At 60.9% G+C, this 18,110-nt stretch carries 18 protein-coding genes; 11 read left to right on the top strand and 7 right to left on the bottom strand.

The genetic code is table 11. The features are described 5' to 3' along the window. Nucleotides 1–5: 5 nt before the first annotated feature. On the bottom strand, nt 6–602 hold the full coding sequence (locus FHX08_RS12315; RefSeq protein WP_132652181.1) for a DUF922 domain-containing Zn-dependent protease: 597 nt from the start codon (nt 600–602) through the stop codon (nt 6–8). Nucleotides 603–753: 151 nt separating this feature from the next. On the opposite strand from FHX08_RS12315, the gene FHX08_RS12310 reads away from it, so the two are divergent. The 5 genes from FHX08_RS12310 to FHX08_RS12290 all read left to right on the top strand — a co-directional run bounded on the left by FHX08_RS12310 (nt 754) and on the right by FHX08_RS12290 (nt 6,765). Next, nucleotides 754–1,764 (top strand): ligase-associated DNA damage response exonuclease, encoded by a 1,011-nt coding sequence (locus FHX08_RS12310; RefSeq protein WP_132652179.1) that lies wholly within the window; start codon nt 754–756, stop codon nt 1,762–1,764. Between the two features lie 379 nt (nt 1,765–2,143). Then, the gene (locus tag FHX08_RS12305) at nt 2,144–3,769 is read left to right on the top strand and encodes a cisplatin damage response ATP-dependent DNA ligase (RefSeq protein WP_132652177.1); all 1,626 of its coding nucleotides are present in this window, start codon (nt 2,144–2,146) and stop codon (nt 3,767–3,769) included. 114 nt (nt 3,770–3,883) lie between these two features. Further along, nucleotides 3,884–4,807, top strand: coding sequence for a S9 family peptidase (locus FHX08_RS12300; RefSeq protein ID WP_132652175.1), 924 nt, complete (start codon nt 3,884–3,886; stop codon nt 4,805–4,807). A gap of 142 nt (nt 4,808–4,949) precedes the next feature. After that, nucleotides 4,950–5,762, top strand: coding sequence for a L,D-transpeptidase (locus FHX08_RS12295; protein WP_132652174.1), 813 nt, complete (start codon nt 4,950–4,952; stop codon nt 5,760–5,762). A 277-nt stretch (nt 5,763–6,039) separates the two neighbouring features. Beyond that, the gene (locus FHX08_RS12290; RefSeq protein ID WP_132653199.1) at nt 6,040–6,765 is read left to right on the top strand and encodes a L,D-transpeptidase; all 726 of its coding nucleotides are present in this window, start codon (nt 6,040–6,042) and stop codon (nt 6,763–6,765) included. Between the two features lie 233 nt (nt 6,766–6,998). On the opposite strand, the gene FHX08_RS12285 is transcribed toward FHX08_RS12290, so the two are convergent. Beyond that, on the bottom strand, nt 6,999–7,961 hold the full coding sequence (locus FHX08_RS12285; RefSeq protein ID WP_132652172.1) for a LysR family transcriptional regulator: 963 nt from the start codon (nt 7,959–7,961) through the stop codon (nt 6,999–7,001). A gap of 120 nt (nt 7,962–8,081) precedes the next feature. Between FHX08_RS12285 and FHX08_RS12280 the strand changes: the two genes are divergently transcribed. Beyond that, entirely contained in the window at nt 8,082–9,482 is a 1,401-nt protein-coding gene (locus FHX08_RS12280; RefSeq protein ID WP_132652170.1) for an MFS transporter, read from the top strand. A gap of 66 nt (nt 9,483–9,548) precedes the next feature. Here FHX08_RS12280 and FHX08_RS12275 read toward each other — a convergent pair whose 3' ends face one another. Next, a complete protein-coding gene (locus FHX08_RS12275) occupies nt 9,549–10,016 on the bottom strand; it encodes a MarR family winged helix-turn-helix transcriptional regulator (RefSeq protein WP_132652168.1) in 468 nt (155 codons plus the stop codon). Nucleotides 10,017–10,153: 137 nt separating this feature from the next. Here FHX08_RS12275 and FHX08_RS12270 point away from each other — a divergent pair, with 137 nt between their 5' ends. Next, on the top strand, nt 10,154–10,576 hold the full coding sequence (locus FHX08_RS12270; protein WP_132652167.1) for an organic hydroperoxide resistance protein: 423 nt from the start codon (nt 10,154–10,156) through the stop codon (nt 10,574–10,576). 59 nt (nt 10,577–10,635) lie between these two features. On the opposite strand, the gene FHX08_RS12265 is transcribed toward FHX08_RS12270, so the two are convergent. Beyond that, entirely contained in the window at nt 10,636–11,934 is a 1,299-nt protein-coding gene (locus FHX08_RS12265; RefSeq protein ID WP_132652165.1) for a cytochrome-c peroxidase, read from the bottom strand. A gap of 209 nt (nt 11,935–12,143) precedes the next feature. On the opposite strand from FHX08_RS12265, the gene FHX08_RS12260 reads away from it, so the two are divergent. Next, nucleotides 12,144–13,688 carry an acid phosphatase gene (locus tag FHX08_RS12260; RefSeq protein ID WP_184327209.1) on the top strand — a complete coding sequence of 515 codons (1,545 nt, stop codon included), beginning with the start codon at nt 12,144–12,146 and terminating at the stop codon, nt 13,686–13,688. Between the two features lie 65 nt (nt 13,689–13,753). Here FHX08_RS12260 and FHX08_RS12255 read toward each other — a convergent pair whose 3' ends face one another. The 3 genes from FHX08_RS12255 to FHX08_RS12245 form a co-directional block, all read right to left on the bottom strand. Then, a complete protein-coding gene (locus FHX08_RS12255; RefSeq protein WP_165911871.1) occupies nt 13,754–14,749 on the bottom strand; it encodes an aldo/keto reductase in 996 nt (331 codons plus the stop codon). Further along, entirely contained in the window at nt 14,718–15,125 is a 408-nt protein-coding gene (locus FHX08_RS12250) for a MerR family transcriptional regulator (RefSeq protein ID WP_132652162.1), read from the bottom strand. Before FHX08_RS12250 ends, FHX08_RS12255 begins: the two co-directional genes overlap by 32 nt. 112 nt (nt 15,126–15,237) lie before the next feature. After that, nucleotides 15,238–15,684, bottom strand: a complete 447-nt coding sequence (locus tag FHX08_RS12245; RefSeq protein ID WP_132652161.1) for a MarR family winged helix-turn-helix transcriptional regulator — start codon at nt 15,682–15,684, stop codon at nt 15,238–15,240. A gap of 89 nt (nt 15,685–15,773) precedes the next feature. Here FHX08_RS12245 and FHX08_RS12240 point away from each other — a divergent pair, with 89 nt between their 5' ends. The 3 genes from FHX08_RS12240 to FHX08_RS12230 all read left to right on the top strand — a co-directional run bounded on the left by FHX08_RS12240 (nt 15,774) and on the right by FHX08_RS12230 (nt 17,960). Continuing rightward, entirely contained in the window at nt 15,774–16,514 is a 741-nt protein-coding gene (locus tag FHX08_RS12240) for a DUF899 domain-containing protein (protein WP_132652160.1), read from the top strand. Between the two features lie 89 nt (nt 16,515–16,603). Further along, the gene (locus FHX08_RS12235) at nt 16,604–17,068 is read left to right on the top strand and encodes a DUF1579 domain-containing protein (RefSeq protein WP_132652159.1); all 465 of its coding nucleotides are present in this window, start codon (nt 16,604–16,606) and stop codon (nt 17,066–17,068) included. A 115-nt stretch (nt 17,069–17,183) separates the two neighbouring features. Beyond that, on the top strand, nt 17,184–17,960 hold the full coding sequence (locus FHX08_RS12230; RefSeq protein WP_132652158.1) for a VOC family protein: 777 nt from the start codon (nt 17,184–17,186) through the stop codon (nt 17,958–17,960). Nucleotides 17,961–18,110 lie beyond the last annotated feature (150 nt).

Below are 18,110 nucleotides of genomic sequence, written 5' to 3'. Positions count from 1 at the left end.
GCCCGTCAGGGGCCGTTCACCAGCTTCAGGATCAGCTGCTGGATATTGCCGCCCTCGCTCATTTCCACGCGGTCGAAATCCCGGCCGCGCTGGCGCTGCCTGTTGGAGAGCTCTCCGAGCCGTACCGTCAGTGCAGGCCTGATCTTCTTGCAGCCGGGATCATCAGGCACGGAGAAGCCGTTACTCAGGGTCTCGATCTCCTTGACCATTTCGATGATCGTCTCGCCATGCCAGCGCTCATGCGTGCGCACGCCTGCAATGAAGCTCTCCCAGCTTGTCTTGGTGGCTGCCGGCAGATTGTTCGGGGCTTGCGGCAGCGTGTAGATGATAATGAGCTTCGGCTTTGCTGATGTCAGTGTGCAGGCGCTGCCTTGCTGCTCGTATTTGCGTGTCCAGGTCAGCTTGAAGGTCGTATGCGCGATGACGCGACCCAGACCGACCTGCGGCCCGCGTTCGCCGATCGATCGATAGAGCTCCATGCCGGTGCGGCCGGAGATCGCGTAAGCCTTCACTTCTTCACTCGGCTGCCAGTCGGTTGCCGAGGCCGCGGCGGGCAGCATCAGCCCGAATGCCAGTAGTCCGTATCCGAAAACAGTCCGCATGCGTCTCTCATTTGCTTTGCTGCAGCGCGGGCGAAGCTAATCGGCGTTGCAGAAGGATGCAATGGACGGGCCGCGTGGCACGGCTTCGCCCGCAAATTTGCCACCGAGTATCCCTCTGGCGCAAAACGCAATTCCCACTATCTTTGCTGCCATGAGACCTGACGCCCTGCTCTATCCCACCCCCGAAGGGCTCTATTGCCCGGAAGGCGGCTTCTATGTCGATCCGGTGCGACCGGTGGAGCGGGCCTTGATCACCCATGGCCATTCCGACCATGCCCGTGCGGGCCACGTGAACGTGCTCGCCACCCGCCAGACGCTCGACATCATGCGCATACGTTACGGTGATGGCTTCTGCGTCAGCGAGCAGCCGGTCACTTTCGGAGAGGAGTTGGTAGTCAACGGCGTGAACGTGAGCTTTCACCCCGCCGGCCATGTGCTCGGCTCCGCCCAGATCGCCATAGAGAAGGATGGCACGCGCATTGTCGTGTCAGGTGACTACAAGCGCCGTCAGGACCCGACCTGCGAGGCCTATGTGCCGGTACCCTGCGATGTCTTCATCACGGAGGCGACCTTCGGCCTGCCGGTATTCCACCATCCCGACCCGATCGACGAGACTGGCAAGCTGCTCGCCTCGTTGCGGCAGTTTCCCGAGCGGACGCATCTCGTTGGCGCCTATGCGCTCGGCAAGGCGCAACGCGTCATTCGCCTGCTGCGTGATGCCGGTTATGGCGAGCCGATCTATATCCATGGTGCGATGGAAAGGCTCTGCGACTATTATGTGAGCGAGGGCGTCGATCTCGGCGAACTCCTGCCCGCTACCATCGAAAGCCGCGACAAGTCCATCTTCAAGGGCGCTGTGGTTGTCGGCCCATCCTCGGCTTTCGCCGATCGCTGGGCGCGCCGTTTCAACGATCCGTTGCCGTCCTTCGCTTCCGGCTGGATGATGGTGCGCCAGCGCGCCAAACAGCTCGGCGTCGAACTGCCGCTCGTCATCTCTGACCATTGCGACTGGCCGGAACTGACCGAGACCATCACTGAGCTTGCTCCGCAGGAAGTCTGGGTCACCCATGGCCGCGAGGAGGCGCTGGTGCGCTGGTGCGAACTGCAGGGCATTAAGGCCAAGCCGCTGCATCTTGTCGGCTATGAGGATGAGGGGGATTGAGGATGGCGTTTGTGGCTGAAAACCCCTCCCCAACCCCTCCCCACAAGGGGGAGGGGCTTTCGTGCCGTGCCCTCCGCATTTCACTTCCAGCCATCCCGCGAGCAGCAACGAGGTTTAGGGGCAGAAGGGAGCGGCATCGTAGCCCCTCCCCCTTGTGGGGAGGGGTTGGGGAGGGGACTTTTCCATCGAGCGAAAAGTTTGGAGGGCCGACCAAACATCCCTTCTCCCCAGCGGGGAGAAGGTGGCGGCAGCCGGATGAGGGGGCTACAAAGCAAGAGCTAGCTGTTGCAGTAGCAATTCACGTCCGGCGCCGGAGGCACCTTCATCCGACCCTTCGGGCTATCTTCTCCCCAGCGGGGAGAAGGGCAGGAGGCTCGCCATGAAAGCCTTCGCCGACCTGCTCGACCGTCTGGTCCTGACCCCCAGCCGCAACGGCAAGCTGAAGCTGCTGACAGACTATTTCCGCGATACGCCGGACCCTGACCGGGGATACGGCCTTGCCGCCATTGCAGGCACGCTCGAAGTACGCGACGTCAAGCCCGCCATGTTGCGCGATCTGGTGCTGGAACGCATGGACGAGGTGCTCTTCCGCTATTCCTATGATTATGTCGGCGACCTCGCCGAAACCATCTCGCTGGTCTGGGACAACGAGCGCGATATCGACCGCTCCGCGCTCGCCCAGCCACGCCTCGGCGACGTGGTCGTCAAAATGAATTCGCTCGGTCGCACGGAGGTACGCAGCTTCGTGCGCGACCTGCTCGATCGCCTCGATTCCTCCGGCCGTTTCGCTTTCATCAAGCTCGCGACCGGGGCGCTGCGCATCGGCGTTTCGGCGCGGCTCGCCAAGCAGGCACTCGCCGATCTCGGCGGCAAGGATGTCACCGAGATCGAGACCCTTTGGCATGGCCTGCAGCCGCCCTATGAATCGCTCTTCAAATGGTTGGAAGGTGGCGAAGAAAAACCGGTGCTTGCTACGCCCGCCATCTTCCATTCCGTCATGCTCGCAAATCCGGTGGAGGAGGGTGATCTTGAAGCGCTCGATCCTGCCGATTACGCCGCCGAATGGAAATGGGACGGTATTCGCGTTCAGCTGTCACGCTCCGGCGAGACGCGCAGGATCTATTCCCGTTCCGGTGACGATATCTCCGGTGCTTTTCCGGATATACTGGAATCGATCACCTTTTCCGGTGTCATCGATGGCGAACTTCTGGTCGGCGGCACGGCGCGCTCCAACAATCCGACCCGCACCTTTTCCGATCTGCAGCAGCGTCTGAACCGCAAGACCGTGACGGCAAAAATGCTGGACGAATATCCGGCTTTCATCCGCGCCTATGACATGCTTTTCGACGGCGAGCAGGATGTACGCGGCGAGAGCTATATCGAGCGCCGCGACCGTCTCTCCGAAATTATCGAGCGCGCCCCCCACGATCGCTTCGATCTCTCGCCGCTGGTGCCCTTCTCGACCTGGAAGGCGTTGGATGATCTGCGCGCCGCCCCGCCCGATCCTGTCATCGAGGGCGTGATGATCAAACGGCGCGACAGTATCTATCAGGCCGGCCGCATGAAGGGCCCGTGGTTTAAGTGGAAGCGCAACCCTTACAATGTCGACGCCGTGCTGATGTATGCCCAGCGCGGCCACGGCAAGCGCTCCAGCTACTATTCGGATTTTACCTTCGGCGTCTGGGCGGAAGGGGAGGACGGCGAACAGCTCGTTCCCGTCGGTAAGGCCTATTTCGGCTTCACCGATGCCGAGCTCGAAGTGCTGGACAAGTTCGTGCGCAACAATACGACGGAACGCTTCGGCCCCGTGAGAGCAGTGCGGGCCGATAAGGATTTCGGCTTCGTGGTGGAAGTCGCCTTCGAGGGAATCAATCGTTCGACTCGCCACAAGTCAGGCGTTGCCATGCGCTTTCCTCGCATCGCGAGATTGCGCCCAGACAAACCCTCCTATGAGGCCGATCGGCTGCGCACGCTCATTGCTATGATCGATGCCAAGGCAGAATGATGACATCTGCCTGCGCAACAATGACGCAGCCCCTCCTTTTCAACAGCATGTGTATTGGCGACAACGCGCTTGCAGTGCAGATTTTTCCCGCCGGGGAAATGATGGGTGCCGCATATGAGCTCGCAAGAACGAAACGCCTTTTTCCGCCAGCGCCGCGGCCTGCTTGCAGGCATTGCCGGCTCGCTATTGTTGCCGCGCCTCGCGAACGCCTTCGATGTTCCCGACGTCCCAAGGCTCGCCAAGCACGATTATGCCGGTGTTCGTCATCACTTCCGCACCAAGCTGCTTCAGAAGGGGCCTGCCCCGGACAAATACGAGCCGCTGACGGCCCCTGCTGATGCCGACAGGATCTTCTACCGGTCCGGATATGGCGGCGAGCTGGAATTGACCGCCTGGGTTTCGAAATACAAGCGCGAACGCAGACCTAAGCCCGGCATACTCTTCCTCCACGGCGGCAATGCCATGGGCAAAGGCCATTGGCAGCTCATGAAGCCCTACGTGGATGCCGGTTATGTCGTGATGATGCCGTCTGTGCGTGGCGAAAATGGTCAGATGGGCAATTTTTCCGGCTTCTATGACGAGGTGGACGACGTTCTGGCCGCGACCGAGCGCCTGCGCCACCTGCCGGGTATCGACCCCGAGCGGCTGTTCATCGCCGGCCATAGTATCGGCGGCACGCTGACCATGTTGACGGCCATGAGCACGCGTCAGTTCCGGGCGGCCGTGCCGATATCGGGTAACGCGGATGCCTTTCGCTTTTTCAGCCGCTACCCCGAAGATATTCGCTTCGACGATTCCAACGAGCATGAGTTCGAGGTGCGCACGGCTCTCTGCTACGCGCACAGTTTCAAATGCCCCGTCCGCGTGTTGCACGGCACGGAAGAAGCGCATTTGAACGACCGGGCCGATCTGCTCGTTTCGCGCGCCCGTGCGGCCGGTACGCATATCGAAGCCGATACGGTCGACGGCAACCACACGTCGGCGCTGCCGGACGAGATCGAACAGAGCATGCATTTCTTCCGCAGCATTGCGGCCTGACTGTCGCGGGATGCAGGTCTGGAAGCGCCTGCATCCGCTGCTATCGGGGGTATTTTGGCCTCTGCACCAGCCTCGCGCCAGCCGCGAATGCCATTCTGTAGACAGGTAATGCTGTTCGACGATTGCTGATGAGGGTGGTTTCATGAATTTTCTGCGCCAGGCTTTGCCGTTTGCCGGGCTTGCGGCTGCCGCAATGACGCTCAGCGGCTGCAACATCCTCGTTCCCGATGTCGCAGCCGATTCCCCGGCGCGCTTCGTGCAGGAAATCTCGCCGGTCTTCTACGAGCCGCCGGGTGTCGATCCGCGCCGCGTCAAGCCGATACCCGATCAGCCGGTGCCGCAGACGCGCGAACTCTACAAGACGCAGTTCCATCAGACCTACGGTCTGCCGGTCAGCAATCCGCTGCACCTCGATATGGACCGGTACGGTCAGGTCAGGGACGGCGATTTTACACTGCCGGCCATCCCCACCAGCCGCATCCAGCCGGAATATTTGCGTCAGGAGGTCGATTACCAGACCAACGAGCGCCCCGGCACGATCGTCGTCGATACCAAGGATCGCTTCCTCTATTTCGTCGAAGGCAATGGCAAGGCGATGCGCTATGGCGTCGGGCTCGGCCGCGAAGGCTATTCCTGGAAGGGCCGTGGCGTCATTCAGTGGAAGCAGAAGTGGCCGCGCTGGACGCCGCCGGTCGAAATGGTGTCGCGCCAGCCGGAAGTCCGTCCCTTCTCTGCGGCAAACGGCGGCATGAATCCGGGCCTCGCAAATCCGCTCGGCGCCCGCGCCCTGTATATTTTCAAGAACGGCCAGGACACGCTCTATCGCATCCATGGCACGCCCGATTGGCAGTCTGTCGGCAAGGCCGTCTCCTCCGGCTGCGTCCGCATGCTCAATCAGGATGTGGTCGACCTCTATGACCGCGTGCCGGCCAAGTCCGAGATCGTTGTGATGTAGAGCTGCAACAGGACTGGCGAGATCGTCTGCCCGCAGCGGGACACGTCTGCGTGATGCTATGGTTTATTCAGCATAAGCCGATAGATTTTTACTGCTGCATAATTCCTTAGACCGGAATCGCTTTAAGGATAAAATTATGCAGCAGTTTAAAGTGCTGCAGCGTCCTTTTGCGCGTCTGAAGACGCGCGCCGCTGTAGTCGATATCGGCATTGGACGAATCAGGGGCAAGCTGCGTTTATGGCGAACCCCGCATCACGAAGGAAATCAGTCCCGCGTCATGAGCCTCGATAACCCTCTCTCCCGTCGTCGCTTTCTTTCCTTTTCGGCTCTGACAGCGGCTTCTGCGCTGGCAGGCTGTGCCTCCACTTCGAATACGGTCGAAAATGGCGGCATGACGATCAGCTACCGTTCGCCCTTCCGCCCGTTCCAGACGACGAGCGTGCCCAGCGAAGCAGAACTTGCCGTCATGTACGGCCCGATTGAAGATGGCGGCTTCCTCATCCCCGCCGTTCCCTACCAGCAGATCGATCCGCGCTACTATCGCCAGCAGGTCGTAGACCCGACGGGCCAGCCGCCAGGCACCATCGTCGTCGATACGCCCTCGCGCTTCCTCTATCTCGTCGAGCCCGGCGGCATGGCGATGCGCTACGGCGTCGGCATCGGCCGCGAAGGTTTCGCATGGTCGGGCAGCGGCGTCATCCAGTGGAAGCAGAAATGGCCACGCTGGAAGCCGCCGAATGAGATGGTCGCCCGTCAGCCGGAACTTGCGAAATATTCGATCGATCGTGGCGGCATGGAGCCCGGTCTCCTGAACCCGCTCGGTGCACGCGCGCTCTACATCTTCTCGAATGGCGAAGACACGCTCTACCGTCTGCATGGGAATCCGGAATGGCGCTCCATCGGCAAGGCCGTCTCGTCCGGCTGCGTGCGCCTGCTCAACCAGGACATTATCGACCTCTACGACCGCGTTCCGAACAAGACACCCATTGTTGTTTGGCAGTGAGGAGTGATGCCGCGCAGCGGCAACAATCGATCCAGTGAATCGATTGTAACGACGAACGCCCGAAGCGTAAGCGCAGGGCCGGAGCGGTCGGGCGAAGCCCGAGCAATCGATCCCGTGAATCGATTGCAGAGACGAACGCCCGAAGCGCAAGCGCAGGGCCGAAGGGTGCCAACCCAAAAACAAAAAAGCCGCTCGTCAAACGCGCGGCTTTTTTGTTTGGCTTCGAGATCAAATCAAGCCGCCTCAGCGCAAATCCCCGCCTTGCACCCCGAAGCGAGCAGCGCCTCATCCGCCACTTCCACAAACAACCGTCGGAACCACGACGCCCGCTCATCCGCCCTATCCACTCGCCGGTACAGCATCGACACCGGGTCAGCCGGCAGATCGATCGGCGGCATCGACACCTCGAGATCATGGAGCTTCGCCATGCAGCGGCCAAGTGATTCCGGCACGATGGCGATCGACGGCATGGCTCTCAGCGCCGGCGGCAAGGCCGAATAGCGCGGAACTGTCGCCACTACATTGCGGCTCAGCCCCAGCTTGTTGAGCGCGGCGTCGACCGCCGTCGTCACGCTGCCGACGAAGGAAATGGCAATGTGCGGTGCGGCAGTGAAATCCTCTATGCTGAGCGGCGGCTTCAGCTTCAATTGCTGCGGATCGTAAATGGCAATCGAACACTGCTCGAAAAGCGGCTTACGGATATGCCAGGACGCGGGCTCTCCATGAACGGAGATGCTGAATTCGAACGCGCCATCATCGAGCATCTGCGCCGCGTCGCGCTTGTCGGCGGCAACGCCGACCAGCCGCGCACCCGGCGCAAGCTGGCGCAGCCGTGCGATCAAGGGGCCGAAGAAGGCCGTCTCCAGATTGTCGCACATGCCGACACGGAATTCGCCCTGCCAGGTCGACGGATCGAAACTCAGGGGCGGACGGATGGCCCGTTCGATACCTGACAGCGCATCCTCGATCGCCGGTGCGATGGCGAGCGCCCGCGCCGTCGGCTGCAGGCCGCGGCCGACGCGAACGAAGAGTTCGTCGTCCAGCGCCTCGCGCAGCCGCTTCAGCGCAGCCGATAGCCCGGGCTGGCCGAGCAGCAGCCTTTCGGCCGCGCGGCTGACATTGCGCTCCTGCATCAGCACCGAGAAAGCGAGCAGGAGATTCAGGTCGATTTTACGAAGGACAGCATCATTCATCATTATGAGTAATACCTGACATGGTTACTATCAATTTGCAATGGGGTTTGAAGCTGTACATTTTCTCGTTCCCTGCCGCCAACAAGCCTCCCAAAGGCGGCAGCCAAAAAGGAACTGAGATCGATGACCAATTCCCCATCTCCACGCGGAGCCGGCCTGGCGTTGCTGCTGCTTTGCGCTGCGAACTTCCTTGACGCCATGGATGTTTCCACCATCGGTGTCGCCCTGCCTGCCATCCAGACCGAACTTGGTATGCCGGCAACCTCGCTTCAATGGGCCGTCAGCGCCTATGTTCTGGGTTATGGCGGCTTCCTGCTGCTCGGCGGCCGTGTCGCCGACCTCTTCGGCCACCGCCGCGTTTTCCTCTGGTCGCTTGGTATCTTCGCGGCCGCCAGCATTGCGGGCGGCTTCGTCGACAGCGGCCCGACGCTGATCGCTGCCCGCCTGGTCAAGGGCATCGCCGCAGCTTTCACGGCGCCAGCCGCGCTCGCTTTGCTGCTCTCCGTCTTCGGAGAAGGCGAGAAGCGGGCAAAGGCACTCGGCGTCTTCGCGTCGACAGGTGCCACCGGCTTCGTGCTCGGCATGGTGCTTGGTGGTGCGGCCACCGTCTTCAGTTGGCGCGCGACGCTCGTCATGGGCGCTCCGGTCGCGATCCTCACGCTCGCCATCGCCCCTTTCGTTCTGCCCGCGGATGAACGCCGCGGCGAGGGGCGCAAGCATTTCGACTGGGCGGGCGCGCTGACGATCACGCCCGGCCTGCTGCTCTTCGTCTTCGGCATTACCAATGCCGCGGCGGCCGGCTGGAACGATTTCTTCACCTGGGGTTCGCTCGTCGCGTCCGTAGTGTTGGTTGCGCTCTTCCTGATCGTGGAATCGCGCCATGCCGATCCCATGGTGCCCCTGCACATCTTCCGCAGGGCAAAGCTCAGCCATGCCAATCTCATCGCCGCGCTGTTCCAGGGCGCCTATGTCGGCTTCCAGTTCATCGCGACGCTTTACTATCAGGATGTCGTCGGCTGGTCGCCCTTCGCCACCGGCTTCTGCTTCGCCTTCGGTGGCGTGGCGGTGATGTTCCTCGCGCCGCGCTTTGCCGCATTGGCCCAGAACCGCGGCACTACGGCGCTGATGGCCGTCGGCGTCGGTCTGCAGGCGGCAAGCTATATCATCTGGGTGGCGTTGGTCGGCCGTATTGATCCGACCATTCTGGTTGCTCTCAACCAGATCCCGCTCGGTCTCGGTTATGCGATGACCTATCCGTCAATTCAGGTTGCCGCGCTCTCCGATGTCGAAGAAGACAAGTCCGGTCTTGCCTCCGGCCTGCTCTTTGCTGCTTTCCAGATCGGCGGCGGCATCGTGCTGGCGGCTGCGTCCGCAATCTTCGCCGCAGCCCCGCATTTCGGCTGGGATCCCTATGTTGGCGGCATCGTTTTCGTGGCCTTGCTGGCCGTTCTGATCACTCTTTTGGCCGCCGTTGGCCCGAAGACCGCAACGCTTCGGTCCGAGGCCTATCAGGCTGCGGAATAACGCAAATTGCCCGCGTCGGCCTGGCGCGGGCATCCTCTTTGGGTTTCTAATCGAACCTGTGGCCTTCTATACGCTGGCATTGAGATTTGCCCGCAGCCGGGTCAGCATGTCGCGCATGGCGCCCATTTCTTCCAGCGTGCAGCCGATTGCTTCGCCGATCGAAGACATGATCGTATTGACCTCGCCCTTCATCGCCTGACCTTTCGGCGTCAACGACACGATAACCTGCCGCTCGTCGCGGGAATCGCGGGCGCGCTTGATGAGGCCACTCTGCTCCAGCCGCTTGAGGAGAGGGGAGAGCGTGCCTGAATCGAGATCGAGCTGCTCGCCGATCGTCTTGACCGGCAGCTCGGCTTTTTCCCAGAGCACCAGCATGACGATATATTGCGGATAAGTGAGGCCTACCCTGTCGAGTATTGGCTTGTAAGCCCGGGTGAAGGCATGCGCCGTCGCATAGACTGCGAAACAGAGCTGCTTCTCCAGCCGCTTTTCCTCTTCCGGTATTTCCATCACTTTCGCCGTTCTCGTTCTCATATCTGCCTTCCCTAGAGGTCTTCATTGTCCTCTTTTCAAATTCCGAATGCAATTTGCAAAATTCACTTGCGTACAATTTAATTGCGCGATATTAAAAGTCCAGCCCGAACGAACGGGGCCAACCAAAGGAGATTGTCATGCCTATTCTCTATACGACCAAAGCTTCCGCCACTGGTGGCCGCGCAGGCCGCGCCGTCTCTGAAAACGGCGTTCTCGACGTCACGCTGACTGTGCCGAAAGAGCTCGGCGGCGACGGCGCAACCGGCACCAATCCCGAACAGCTCTTCGCGGCCGGCTATTCGGCCTGCTTCCTCGGTGCTCTGAAATTTGTGGCCGGCAAGGAAAAGGTCAAGATTCCCGAGGAAACCACGGTTTCTGCAACCGTCGGCATCGGCCCGCGTGAAGATGGCAGCGGCTTCGGCATCGAAGTTGCGCTGACCGTCAACATCCCGGGCGTCGACCGCGAAACCGCCGAAAAGCTTGCAGCCGCAGCCCACATCGTTTGCCCTTACAGCCACGCCATGCGCACCTCGACCGAAGTTCCGGTCACGGTCGCCTGATCACTTTGCAGCATTGGCGAGAGAGGCCGAGGCTCCGCTTCGGCCTTTTTCGTTTGCCTCTAATGTGCCGCTTGCTGTTCCGATCCGGGCAGCTGGTCCGCATCCGTCAGCGTGCCCAAGAAGGCGACGATGTCGTCGATCTCCGATTCCGTCAGCGCCGGCGGGTCGCTGGGCTTACGTCCGAAAGGCGGGTCCTGGTTGAGATTGGCCCAATAGGCTTGCGGAACATCATCATATTTGCGGATCGTGCCGTCGGCATTCCTAGGGTACCAGCGGCCCGGATCGCTGTCGCGTGTGGCGTAGAAGGAAACGACATCGCGCAGCGAGTGGAAATAGCCATTGTGGAAGAAGCTCTTCTTCAGCGCCACATTGCGCAGCGTCGGCGTTCGGAACAGGCCGCAATATTCCGGCCGGTCCTTGAAGTCTGTCCGCTGCGGGCCGCAAAGGCCGAGATCGTGATAATCGGAATCGGCGTTGGCCGGGATTGCCATGTTGCGCGGCACCGCGAGCCCGAGGAAGCCGAAGTCGGAAAATTGCGGTGGCTCGCCGTCGTTGGCGGGCTCGCTCAGATGGCAGCTCGAACAGTTGCCCTTCGCCGGATCTTCGAAGAGGTCGCGCCCATGAAGTTCCTGTGCCGTCAACGTGCCCTTGCCGGCAAGAAAGGCGTCATAGCGGCTGGAATAGGGATAGAAGTCCGCGCCGCTCTGCTCGAAAGTACTGAGTGCCTCAACCGCACCCTGGAAGGCATCCCCGACATTGCCAAAGATATCCTGACCGAAAATTGCCCTGAAATCATTGGCATAGGCTGTCTTGCTGAGCGCTGCGACGACTTGGGCTTCGTTCTTGTTGCCCATTTCGAAAGGTGAAAGCAGCGGGATCTTCGCCTGGTCGGAGCCATGGTCCACGCGCCCATCCCAGGTCAAACCGCCAGTCGGCCCGTTGTCGACGCTCTCGTCGCCTTCATCCTCGGAATCGTAGAAATGCTCGGTGAACGAAGGGGTCGCCTGCAGATAGCGCAGCGTCGGCACGGCGCGCAGGCCAGGCTGGTCCATATCTGGTCCGCCCATTTCGACCGGCGTTGCAGTCGCCGGGGTGAAACCGTGATGAGGATCGTGACATGAGGCGCAGGCCTGCTTGCCGGAGGCTGATAGCGAGGCATCGAAGAACATCTTGCGGCCGAGTTCCGTAAGGGATTGGGCGCGGGCATAGGCTTCCGCTCGCGACATGGGACCGGGGTGTGTGCCCCCGGTAGTAGCCGCGCTGCTTTGCCGCAGGGGCAAGAGGCTGAAACCGATTGCTGACGCAGCCAAACCGAGCGCCAGACCGGATCGCAGGAGCCAGATATTCTTTGCCGTCATGTCAGGGATTCCAATGGGTTAACATTGTCCATTGTCATAATCGAACCTGACTGCAACAGATTGATGACGCGCACCTCCGAACCGTTGCGGCAAGCTGCCATATGTCACAAATTGATAGACGGCGGGAATAGCGTCGCGCTTGCGCTCGGCCATTGCATTTCCGCCGTATGCTCCTCTAGCCACGCCCCCTTAGCCATGAGGTTTCCCGCATGACCAGACTGAAGCTCCTCCGTAATCTTTCGCTGGCCGGTTCGGCCATGCTGCCGCTGGCGTTCGCCACGGCTGCCCATGCCGCACCCGCCGGTATGGACAAGATCCAGAATATCGTCGTCATCTACGCCGAAAACCGCAGTTTCGATAACCTCTATGGCAGCTTCCCGGGCGCCAATGGTCTTTCCAACGTCAGCGAAAGCCAGGCCCGCCAGCTCGATCGCGACGGCACGCCACTCGCCGAACTGCCGCCCGCCTGGGGTGGCCTGACCGCCAAGGGCGTGACGCCCGCCATCACAGAGGCACAGTCCGCTCATCTTCCCAATGCCACCTTCTCGATCGACGATCCCAAGGGCTTCGCGCAGGCGCCAAACGTCATCACCCGCGACCTCTGGCACCGCTTCTACCAGGAGCAGATGCAGATCGATGGCGGCAAGAACGACAAGTTCGTCGCTTGGGCCGATTCCGGCAGCCTCGTCATGGGCCATTATGACGGCTCGATCTTGCCCATGTGGCAGGTCGCCAAGAAATACGTCCTCGCCGACAACTTCTTCCAGGGCGCCTTCGGGGGCTCCTTCCTCAACCATTTCGCATTGGTCTGCGCCTGCGCTCCTTATTATGCTGATGCCGACAAGAGTCCGGCCAAGCCGACGATCGCCAAGGTCGATGCCGACGGCGTTTCGCTGATTCCGGCCGAAAACGGACCGAAGTCGGCTCTCGAAGGCGCTCCGAAATTCGTCTCCGACGGCAACCTCACGCCGGATTTCTATGCCGTCAACACCATGCAGCCACCTTACCAGCCGAGCGTCAACGCCCCGGCCAAGGATGGCGATGCGGCCTATGCCGACCCGTCGCAGCCGAACACCCTGCCGCCGCAGCACGAGATTACCATCGGCGACCTCCTGTCGCTGAAGGGAGTCACATGGGCATGGTATAGCGGTGCGTGGCAGGCAGCGCTTGACGGCAAGAACGCTACGCCGGTGCCGAACTTCCAGTTCCACCATCAGCCCTTCAACTATTTCGCCAACTTCGCGCCGGGCACGGCAGCCCGCGCAGAGCACCTGAAGGACGGCGGTCTCGGCGGCGAAGCCTTCATCAAGGATATCGACGACGGCAAACTCCCGGCCGTTTCCTTCTATAAGCCGCAGGGCAATCTCAACGAACATGGCGGTTATGCCGATTTATCGAGCGGTGACCAGCACCTCGCCGATCTCGTTTCGCATCTCGAAAACAGCCCGCAATGGGGCCACATGCTCGTGATTGTCACTTATGACGAAAACGGCGGCTTCTGGGATCACGTCGCGCCGCCGAAGGCCGACCGCTGGGGGCCGGGCAACCGCATTCCGGCCTTCATCATCTCGCCTTACGCCAAGGGCGGCATGGTCGATCACACGCAATATGACACGACCTCGATCCTGCGGCTGATCACGGCCCGCTACGACCTGCCGGTGCTGCCGGGCCTGCTCGCGCGCGACAAGGCGCTTGCGCTGAACAACGAGCCGCCGATGGGCAACCTGACGGCAGCCCTCGACCTGACGCGCTGATCGTCACGACAACGCTGTGTCTTCTCCCCGAGAGGTGGGGAGAAGACTTCGTGCTTTTCGGATGTCTATCCGTTGAGCTCGCGCATGCCGATTTCGCCGTAGCGATCTCCGACAGCGCGGGGCAGGACGCTTGCGATTTCCTCGAGATCCCCAGGTGTCAGATCAACGGCGGCCGCTCCAAGATTCTCGTCCAGCCGGGTGCGGCGGCGGGTGCCGGGTATCGGCACGATATCGTCGCCCTGCGCCATCACCCAGGCAAGCGCCAGCTGCGCCGGCGTTACGCCCTTGCGGCGCGCAATCTCCTCGACGACGGCGACGAGCTCGAGGTTCCGCTGGAAATTGTCGCCCATGAACCGCGGTGAGGTCCGCCGATAGTCATCGGGTGCAAGATCGTCGACGGATTTGATGGCGCCGGACAGGAAGCCGCGCCCGAGCGGCGAATAGGCGACAAGCCCGATCCCGAGTTCACGCAGCGTCTCCAGCACCCCGTCTTCAGGCTCGCGGGACCACAGCGAATATTCGCTCTGAACGGCGGTGACGGGATGCACGGCATGCGCCCGGCGGATCGTTTCCGGGCTGGCCTCCGACAATCCGATATGCCTGACCTTGCCGGCTTCGACGAGTTCCTTCATCGCCCCGACCGTGTCCTCGATCGGCGTATTGGGGTCGACGCGGTGCAGGTAATAGAGATCGATGTGGTCGACGCCGAGGCGCCGCAACGACCCATCGCAGGAGGCTTTGGCATATTCGGGCCGCCCATTGACTGTCTGGGCGCTGACGCCAGGTATTGCTTTTATTCCGCGTACGAGGCCGAACTTGGTTGCCAGCACCACCTGCTCGCGCCGACCTCTGATCGCCCCACCCACGAGTTCTTCGTTGGTGTGTGGGCCATAGGCATCGGCGGTATCGAGCAGGGTCACGCCGCGCTCGAGCGCTTGATGGATCGTGGCGATTGCCTCGCCCTTGTCTGCTTCCGTTGCCCCATAGGCCCAGTTCATGCCCATGCAGCCGAGGCCGATCGATCCGACCTCAAGCCCTTGCCCGAGCCGGCGTGTCTGCAATGTTCCGTTTGTCATCTCTCATCCTTTCTTCCGCCTCCGCATAGGAGGCGATTTTGCCGTCGAGGACGCGAAGGCAGGCTTCGAGATCGGCCAGATTGGCCCGGACACGCTCACGATGCACTTCGAGCAACTTGCGACGCTCGCTGAAAGTGACTTTCCCGCTATCGGCAAGCTTTGCGTAAAGCAGCATGTCTCGGATCGGCATGCCGGTCGTCTTCAGACGACCAAGAAACTCGATCCAGGAAAGGATTGAAGCGTCGTAGTCACGTTGTCCGGATCGATCGCGGTCGGCATAGGGGAGCAGGCCGATACGCTCGTAATAACGCAGCGTATGAGCCGACAAACCGCACCGTTTCGCGAGGTCACTGATCTTCATGAGACACCTGTTCTCGTCACGACGCAAAGGAAGCTACGGCTTCGAGCGCACTCTAAGTCAAGAGGCTTTTTTGTGGCTTATTTTGCAGTTGTCAAATCCCAGCCTTGCAAGATCAGGCCAGGTACTGCAGGTCCCGCCGCAGCTCGTCCCCGTTGCCCTCAGGCAATTTCGCTTCCAGCGCCGCATGTGTGTTTTCCCATATCGGCAGCGCCTTTTGCAGCACGGCCCGCCCGTCCTCCGTCAGGCGGAGCAGGCGGCCGCGCCGGTCTCTCGGGTTGGGTATGATATCGACGTACCCCTTTCGCTGCAGGGGTTTCAGTGCCGCCGTCAGCGTCGTCTGGTCCATGGCGAGCAGGCTTGCGACGGGTCCCATCGGCGGCGGCTCTGGCCGGTTCAGGGACATCAGCAGGGAGAACTGTCCGTTGGTGAGGCCGACCGGCCGCAGCGCATCGTCGAACAGCCTTGCGAGTGCACGAGCGGCTCGCTGTACGTGCAGGCACAGGCATGTATCCCGCACCAGAAGCGTCGTGGAAAAAGGAATCGTGATCACGTTTGACATGATCTATTTCTATTGATATCAATATATTTAGTCAAGAAGAGGAGCCTATCTGCCGGAAAATACCGGCGCGCCGGAGGAGGGCGCAGATCATGCTGAACAAGGTAGCTCAAAATCCCGTCGTCTCCCGCGAGGAATGGCTCGAAGCCCGCCGAGCTTTGCTGCTGAAGGAAAAAGAGGCGACCCATCTGAGAGACAAGCTGAATGCCGAGCGTATGGCTTTGCCATGGGTGAAAGTGGATAAGGACTACACGTTCGACACGCCGCAGGGGCCGAAATCGCTCGCCGACCTGTTCGACGGCCGCAGCCAGCTGATGGTCTATCACTTCATGTTCGGTCCCGAATGGGAGGCCGGCTGCCCGGGCTGCTCGTTCCTCGCCGATCATCTGGACGGCACGCTACCCCACCTCAACCATCACGACGTTACCCTCGTTGCGGTCGCCCGCGCCCCGCTTGCCAAGATCGAAGCTTACAAGAAGCGCATGGGCTGGAAATTCCCCTGGGTTTCGTCCTTCGGCAGCGATTTCAATTTCGATTATCACGTATCTTTCACGCCTGAGGACCTTGCCAAAGACAAGGTCTTTTACAATTTCTCTCCGATAGCGCCCTCTGACGCCAATGACGAACTGCCGGGACTTTCCGCCTTTTATAAAAATGACAAGGGCGAAGTGTTCCATACCTATTCGAGCTATGCCCGAGGCGCGGAAGAAATCCTCGGTACGCTGATGATCCTGGATCATGCCCCCAAGGGTCGCAACGAAGATTCGACCATGGATTTCGTGAAGCGCCACGATGAATATGAGGATGCCCCCCGGGCCTCATCCTGCCACTAGCGCAGGCCCAGCAAAAGCGCTGCGCGGTCTTGCGTTCGGAATTGCATGAAGCATCTAGCCAGCCACCCATCATCCCGAGGAGAAGGACGATGAAGACTGCGGAAGTGCTGAAGGAGCATGCCTTCCTGGAGAAAATGGTCGGCCGATGGACTGTGACATCGTCCGACATGACCGGCCAGAAGCCCTGGGAAGAGGAGGTGCGTTCTCTACAAGGCATCTGGTTCATTGCTGAAGGCAGCGGCGAGATGGCGGATGGCAAGCAAGCGACCACCATGCTCACCCTCGGCTACGACCCAAGCAAGGGCAAGTATGTCGGCAGCTGGATCGGCTCCATGATGGATTACATGTGGACTTATGAAGGCGAGGTTGAGCCGTCAGGCAATGTCCTGTCGCTTTATACAAGGGGGCCAGCTTTCGATGATAGCGGCCTTGCTGACTATCGCGAGCAAATCACCTTCCTAGACAACGATGTGAGAACCTTCACATCGAGCACGAGGGAGCCGGATGGAACCTGGAAACAGTTCATGGAAGCCAGATACACCCGCAAGGGCTGAAATCGCCGGGCACATCAAGAGCAATTCCAGCAAAGGTGCGAGAGCAATTTTGGGGACCGGAATTGCGTAAAAAAAGCAGAGAGACAGAACTCAAGCGTGGACCGAGGAGGACACGATGTCCAATACGCATGGGAAGTTCATATGGTGCGAACTGATGACGCCGGACCCAGATGCGGCGGCGAAATTTTATGGTTCGGTCGTCGGCTGGACGGCGAGCAAGATGCCGGCAGCAGACCAGCCTGAATACACGATCTTTGAAGCGAACGGCGTCAGGGTCGCCGGTATGATGCCATTTCCGGCGGAACTGGAAGGCCAGGGCATTCCGCCGAACTGGACCGGTTATGTCGCCGTCGACGATGTCGACCAGTCGGCGCGCGACTTTGCGGCGAATGGCGGTACCGTTCGCCGCCAGCCGGCGGATATTCCGGGCATCGGCCGCTTTGCGGTCGTGGCCGATCCTGATGGAGCTGTGCTCTGCATCATGACCCCGCTGCCGATGGAAAATCCGCCGCCGGAGCTTCCTTTCGACACGCCCGGTCATGTCGGCTGGCGTGAACTCTACGCCAATGATGGCGCCAAGGCCTTCGACTTTTATTCCAAGCGCTTCGGCTGGACGAAGGATCAGGATTTCGACATGGGGCCTATGGGCGTCTACCACATCTTTGCCGTGCACGGAAAACAGACAGGCGGCATGATGACCCGCCCGCCGGAAGTCAAGATGGCCTTCTGGTCCTACTATTTCACCGTGCCGGCGCTCGATGCGGCGATCGAGCGCGTCAATGCCGGCGGCGGCAAAGTCGTCAACGGTCCCATGGAAGTTCCCGGCGGCTGGGTCTGCCAGGGAATGGATCCGCAGGGGGCGTATTTCTGCCTGTCTGCGGGCAAGCGGTAGCTCGACGAATGCAGCAGTGACACGGGTAAGAGGTGCCGTGCGGCCCCCTCATCCGCCTGCCGGCACCTTCTCCCCGCCGGGGAGAAGGGACGTTGCCGAGCCCGCGCATTCTTGCCTTCTCCCCAGCGGGGAGAACGTGGCCCGAAGGGT

The sequence above is a fragment of the Rhizobium sp. BK529 genome (genome assembly GCF_014194105.1).
Taxonomy (GTDB): domain Bacteria; phylum Pseudomonadota; class Alphaproteobacteria; order Rhizobiales; family Rhizobiaceae; genus Rhizobium.
Note: the sequence above shows the minus strand (reverse complement) of the source record. Positions and strands in the feature narration are given on the sequence as shown.

Excerpts from the sequence above, each read along its gene's own strand:
- FHX08_RS12315 (WP_132652181.1), bottom strand. The coding sequence starts at position 602 with ATGCGGACTGTTTTCGGATACGGACTACTGGCATTCGGGCTGATGCTG.
- FHX08_RS12310 (WP_132652179.1), top strand. The coding sequence starts at position 754 with ATGAGACCTGACGCCCTGCTCTATCCCACCCCCGAAGGGCTCTATTGC.
- FHX08_RS12305 (WP_132652177.1), top strand. The coding sequence starts at position 2,144 with ATGAAAGCCTTCGCCGACCTGCTCGACCGTCTGGTCCTGACCCCCAGC.
- FHX08_RS12300 (WP_132652175.1), top strand. The coding sequence starts at position 3,884 with ATGAGCTCGCAAGAACGAAACGCCTTTTTCCGCCAGCGCCGCGGCCTG.
- FHX08_RS12295 (WP_132652174.1), top strand. The coding sequence starts at position 4,950 with ATGAATTTTCTGCGCCAGGCTTTGCCGTTTGCCGGGCTTGCGGCTGCC.
- FHX08_RS12290 (WP_132653199.1), top strand. The coding sequence starts at position 6,040 with ATGAGCCTCGATAACCCTCTCTCCCGTCGTCGCTTTCTTTCCTTTTCG.
- FHX08_RS12285 (WP_132652172.1), bottom strand. The coding sequence starts at position 7,961 with ATGATGAATGATGCTGTCCTTCGTAAAATCGACCTGAATCTCCTGCTC.
- FHX08_RS12280 (WP_132652170.1), top strand. The coding sequence starts at position 8,082 with ATGACCAATTCCCCATCTCCACGCGGAGCCGGCCTGGCGTTGCTGCTG.
- FHX08_RS12275 (WP_132652168.1), bottom strand. The coding sequence starts at position 10,016 with ATGAGAACGAGAACGGCGAAAGTGATGGAAATACCGGAAGAGGAAAAG.
- FHX08_RS12270 (WP_132652167.1), top strand. The coding sequence starts at position 10,154 with ATGCCTATTCTCTATACGACCAAAGCTTCCGCCACTGGTGGCCGCGCA.
- FHX08_RS12265 (WP_132652165.1), bottom strand. The coding sequence starts at position 11,934 with ATGACGGCAAAGAATATCTGGCTCCTGCGATCCGGTCTGGCGCTCGGT.
- FHX08_RS12260 (WP_184327209.1), top strand. The coding sequence starts at position 12,144 with ATGACCAGACTGAAGCTCCTCCGTAATCTTTCGCTGGCCGGTTCGGCC.
- FHX08_RS12250 (WP_132652162.1), bottom strand. The coding sequence starts at position 15,125 with ATGAAGATCAGTGACCTCGCGAAACGGTGCGGTTTGTCGGCTCATACG.
- FHX08_RS12245 (WP_132652161.1), bottom strand. The coding sequence starts at position 15,684 with ATGTCAAACGTGATCACGATTCCTTTTTCCACGACGCTTCTGGTGCGG.
- FHX08_RS12240 (WP_132652160.1), top strand. The coding sequence starts at position 15,774 with ATGCTGAACAAGGTAGCTCAAAATCCCGTCGTCTCCCGCGAGGAATGG.
- FHX08_RS12235 (WP_132652159.1), top strand. The coding sequence starts at position 16,604 with ATGAAGACTGCGGAAGTGCTGAAGGAGCATGCCTTCCTGGAGAAAATG.
- FHX08_RS12230 (WP_132652158.1), top strand. The coding sequence starts at position 17,184 with ATGTCCAATACGCATGGGAAGTTCATATGGTGCGAACTGATGACGCCG.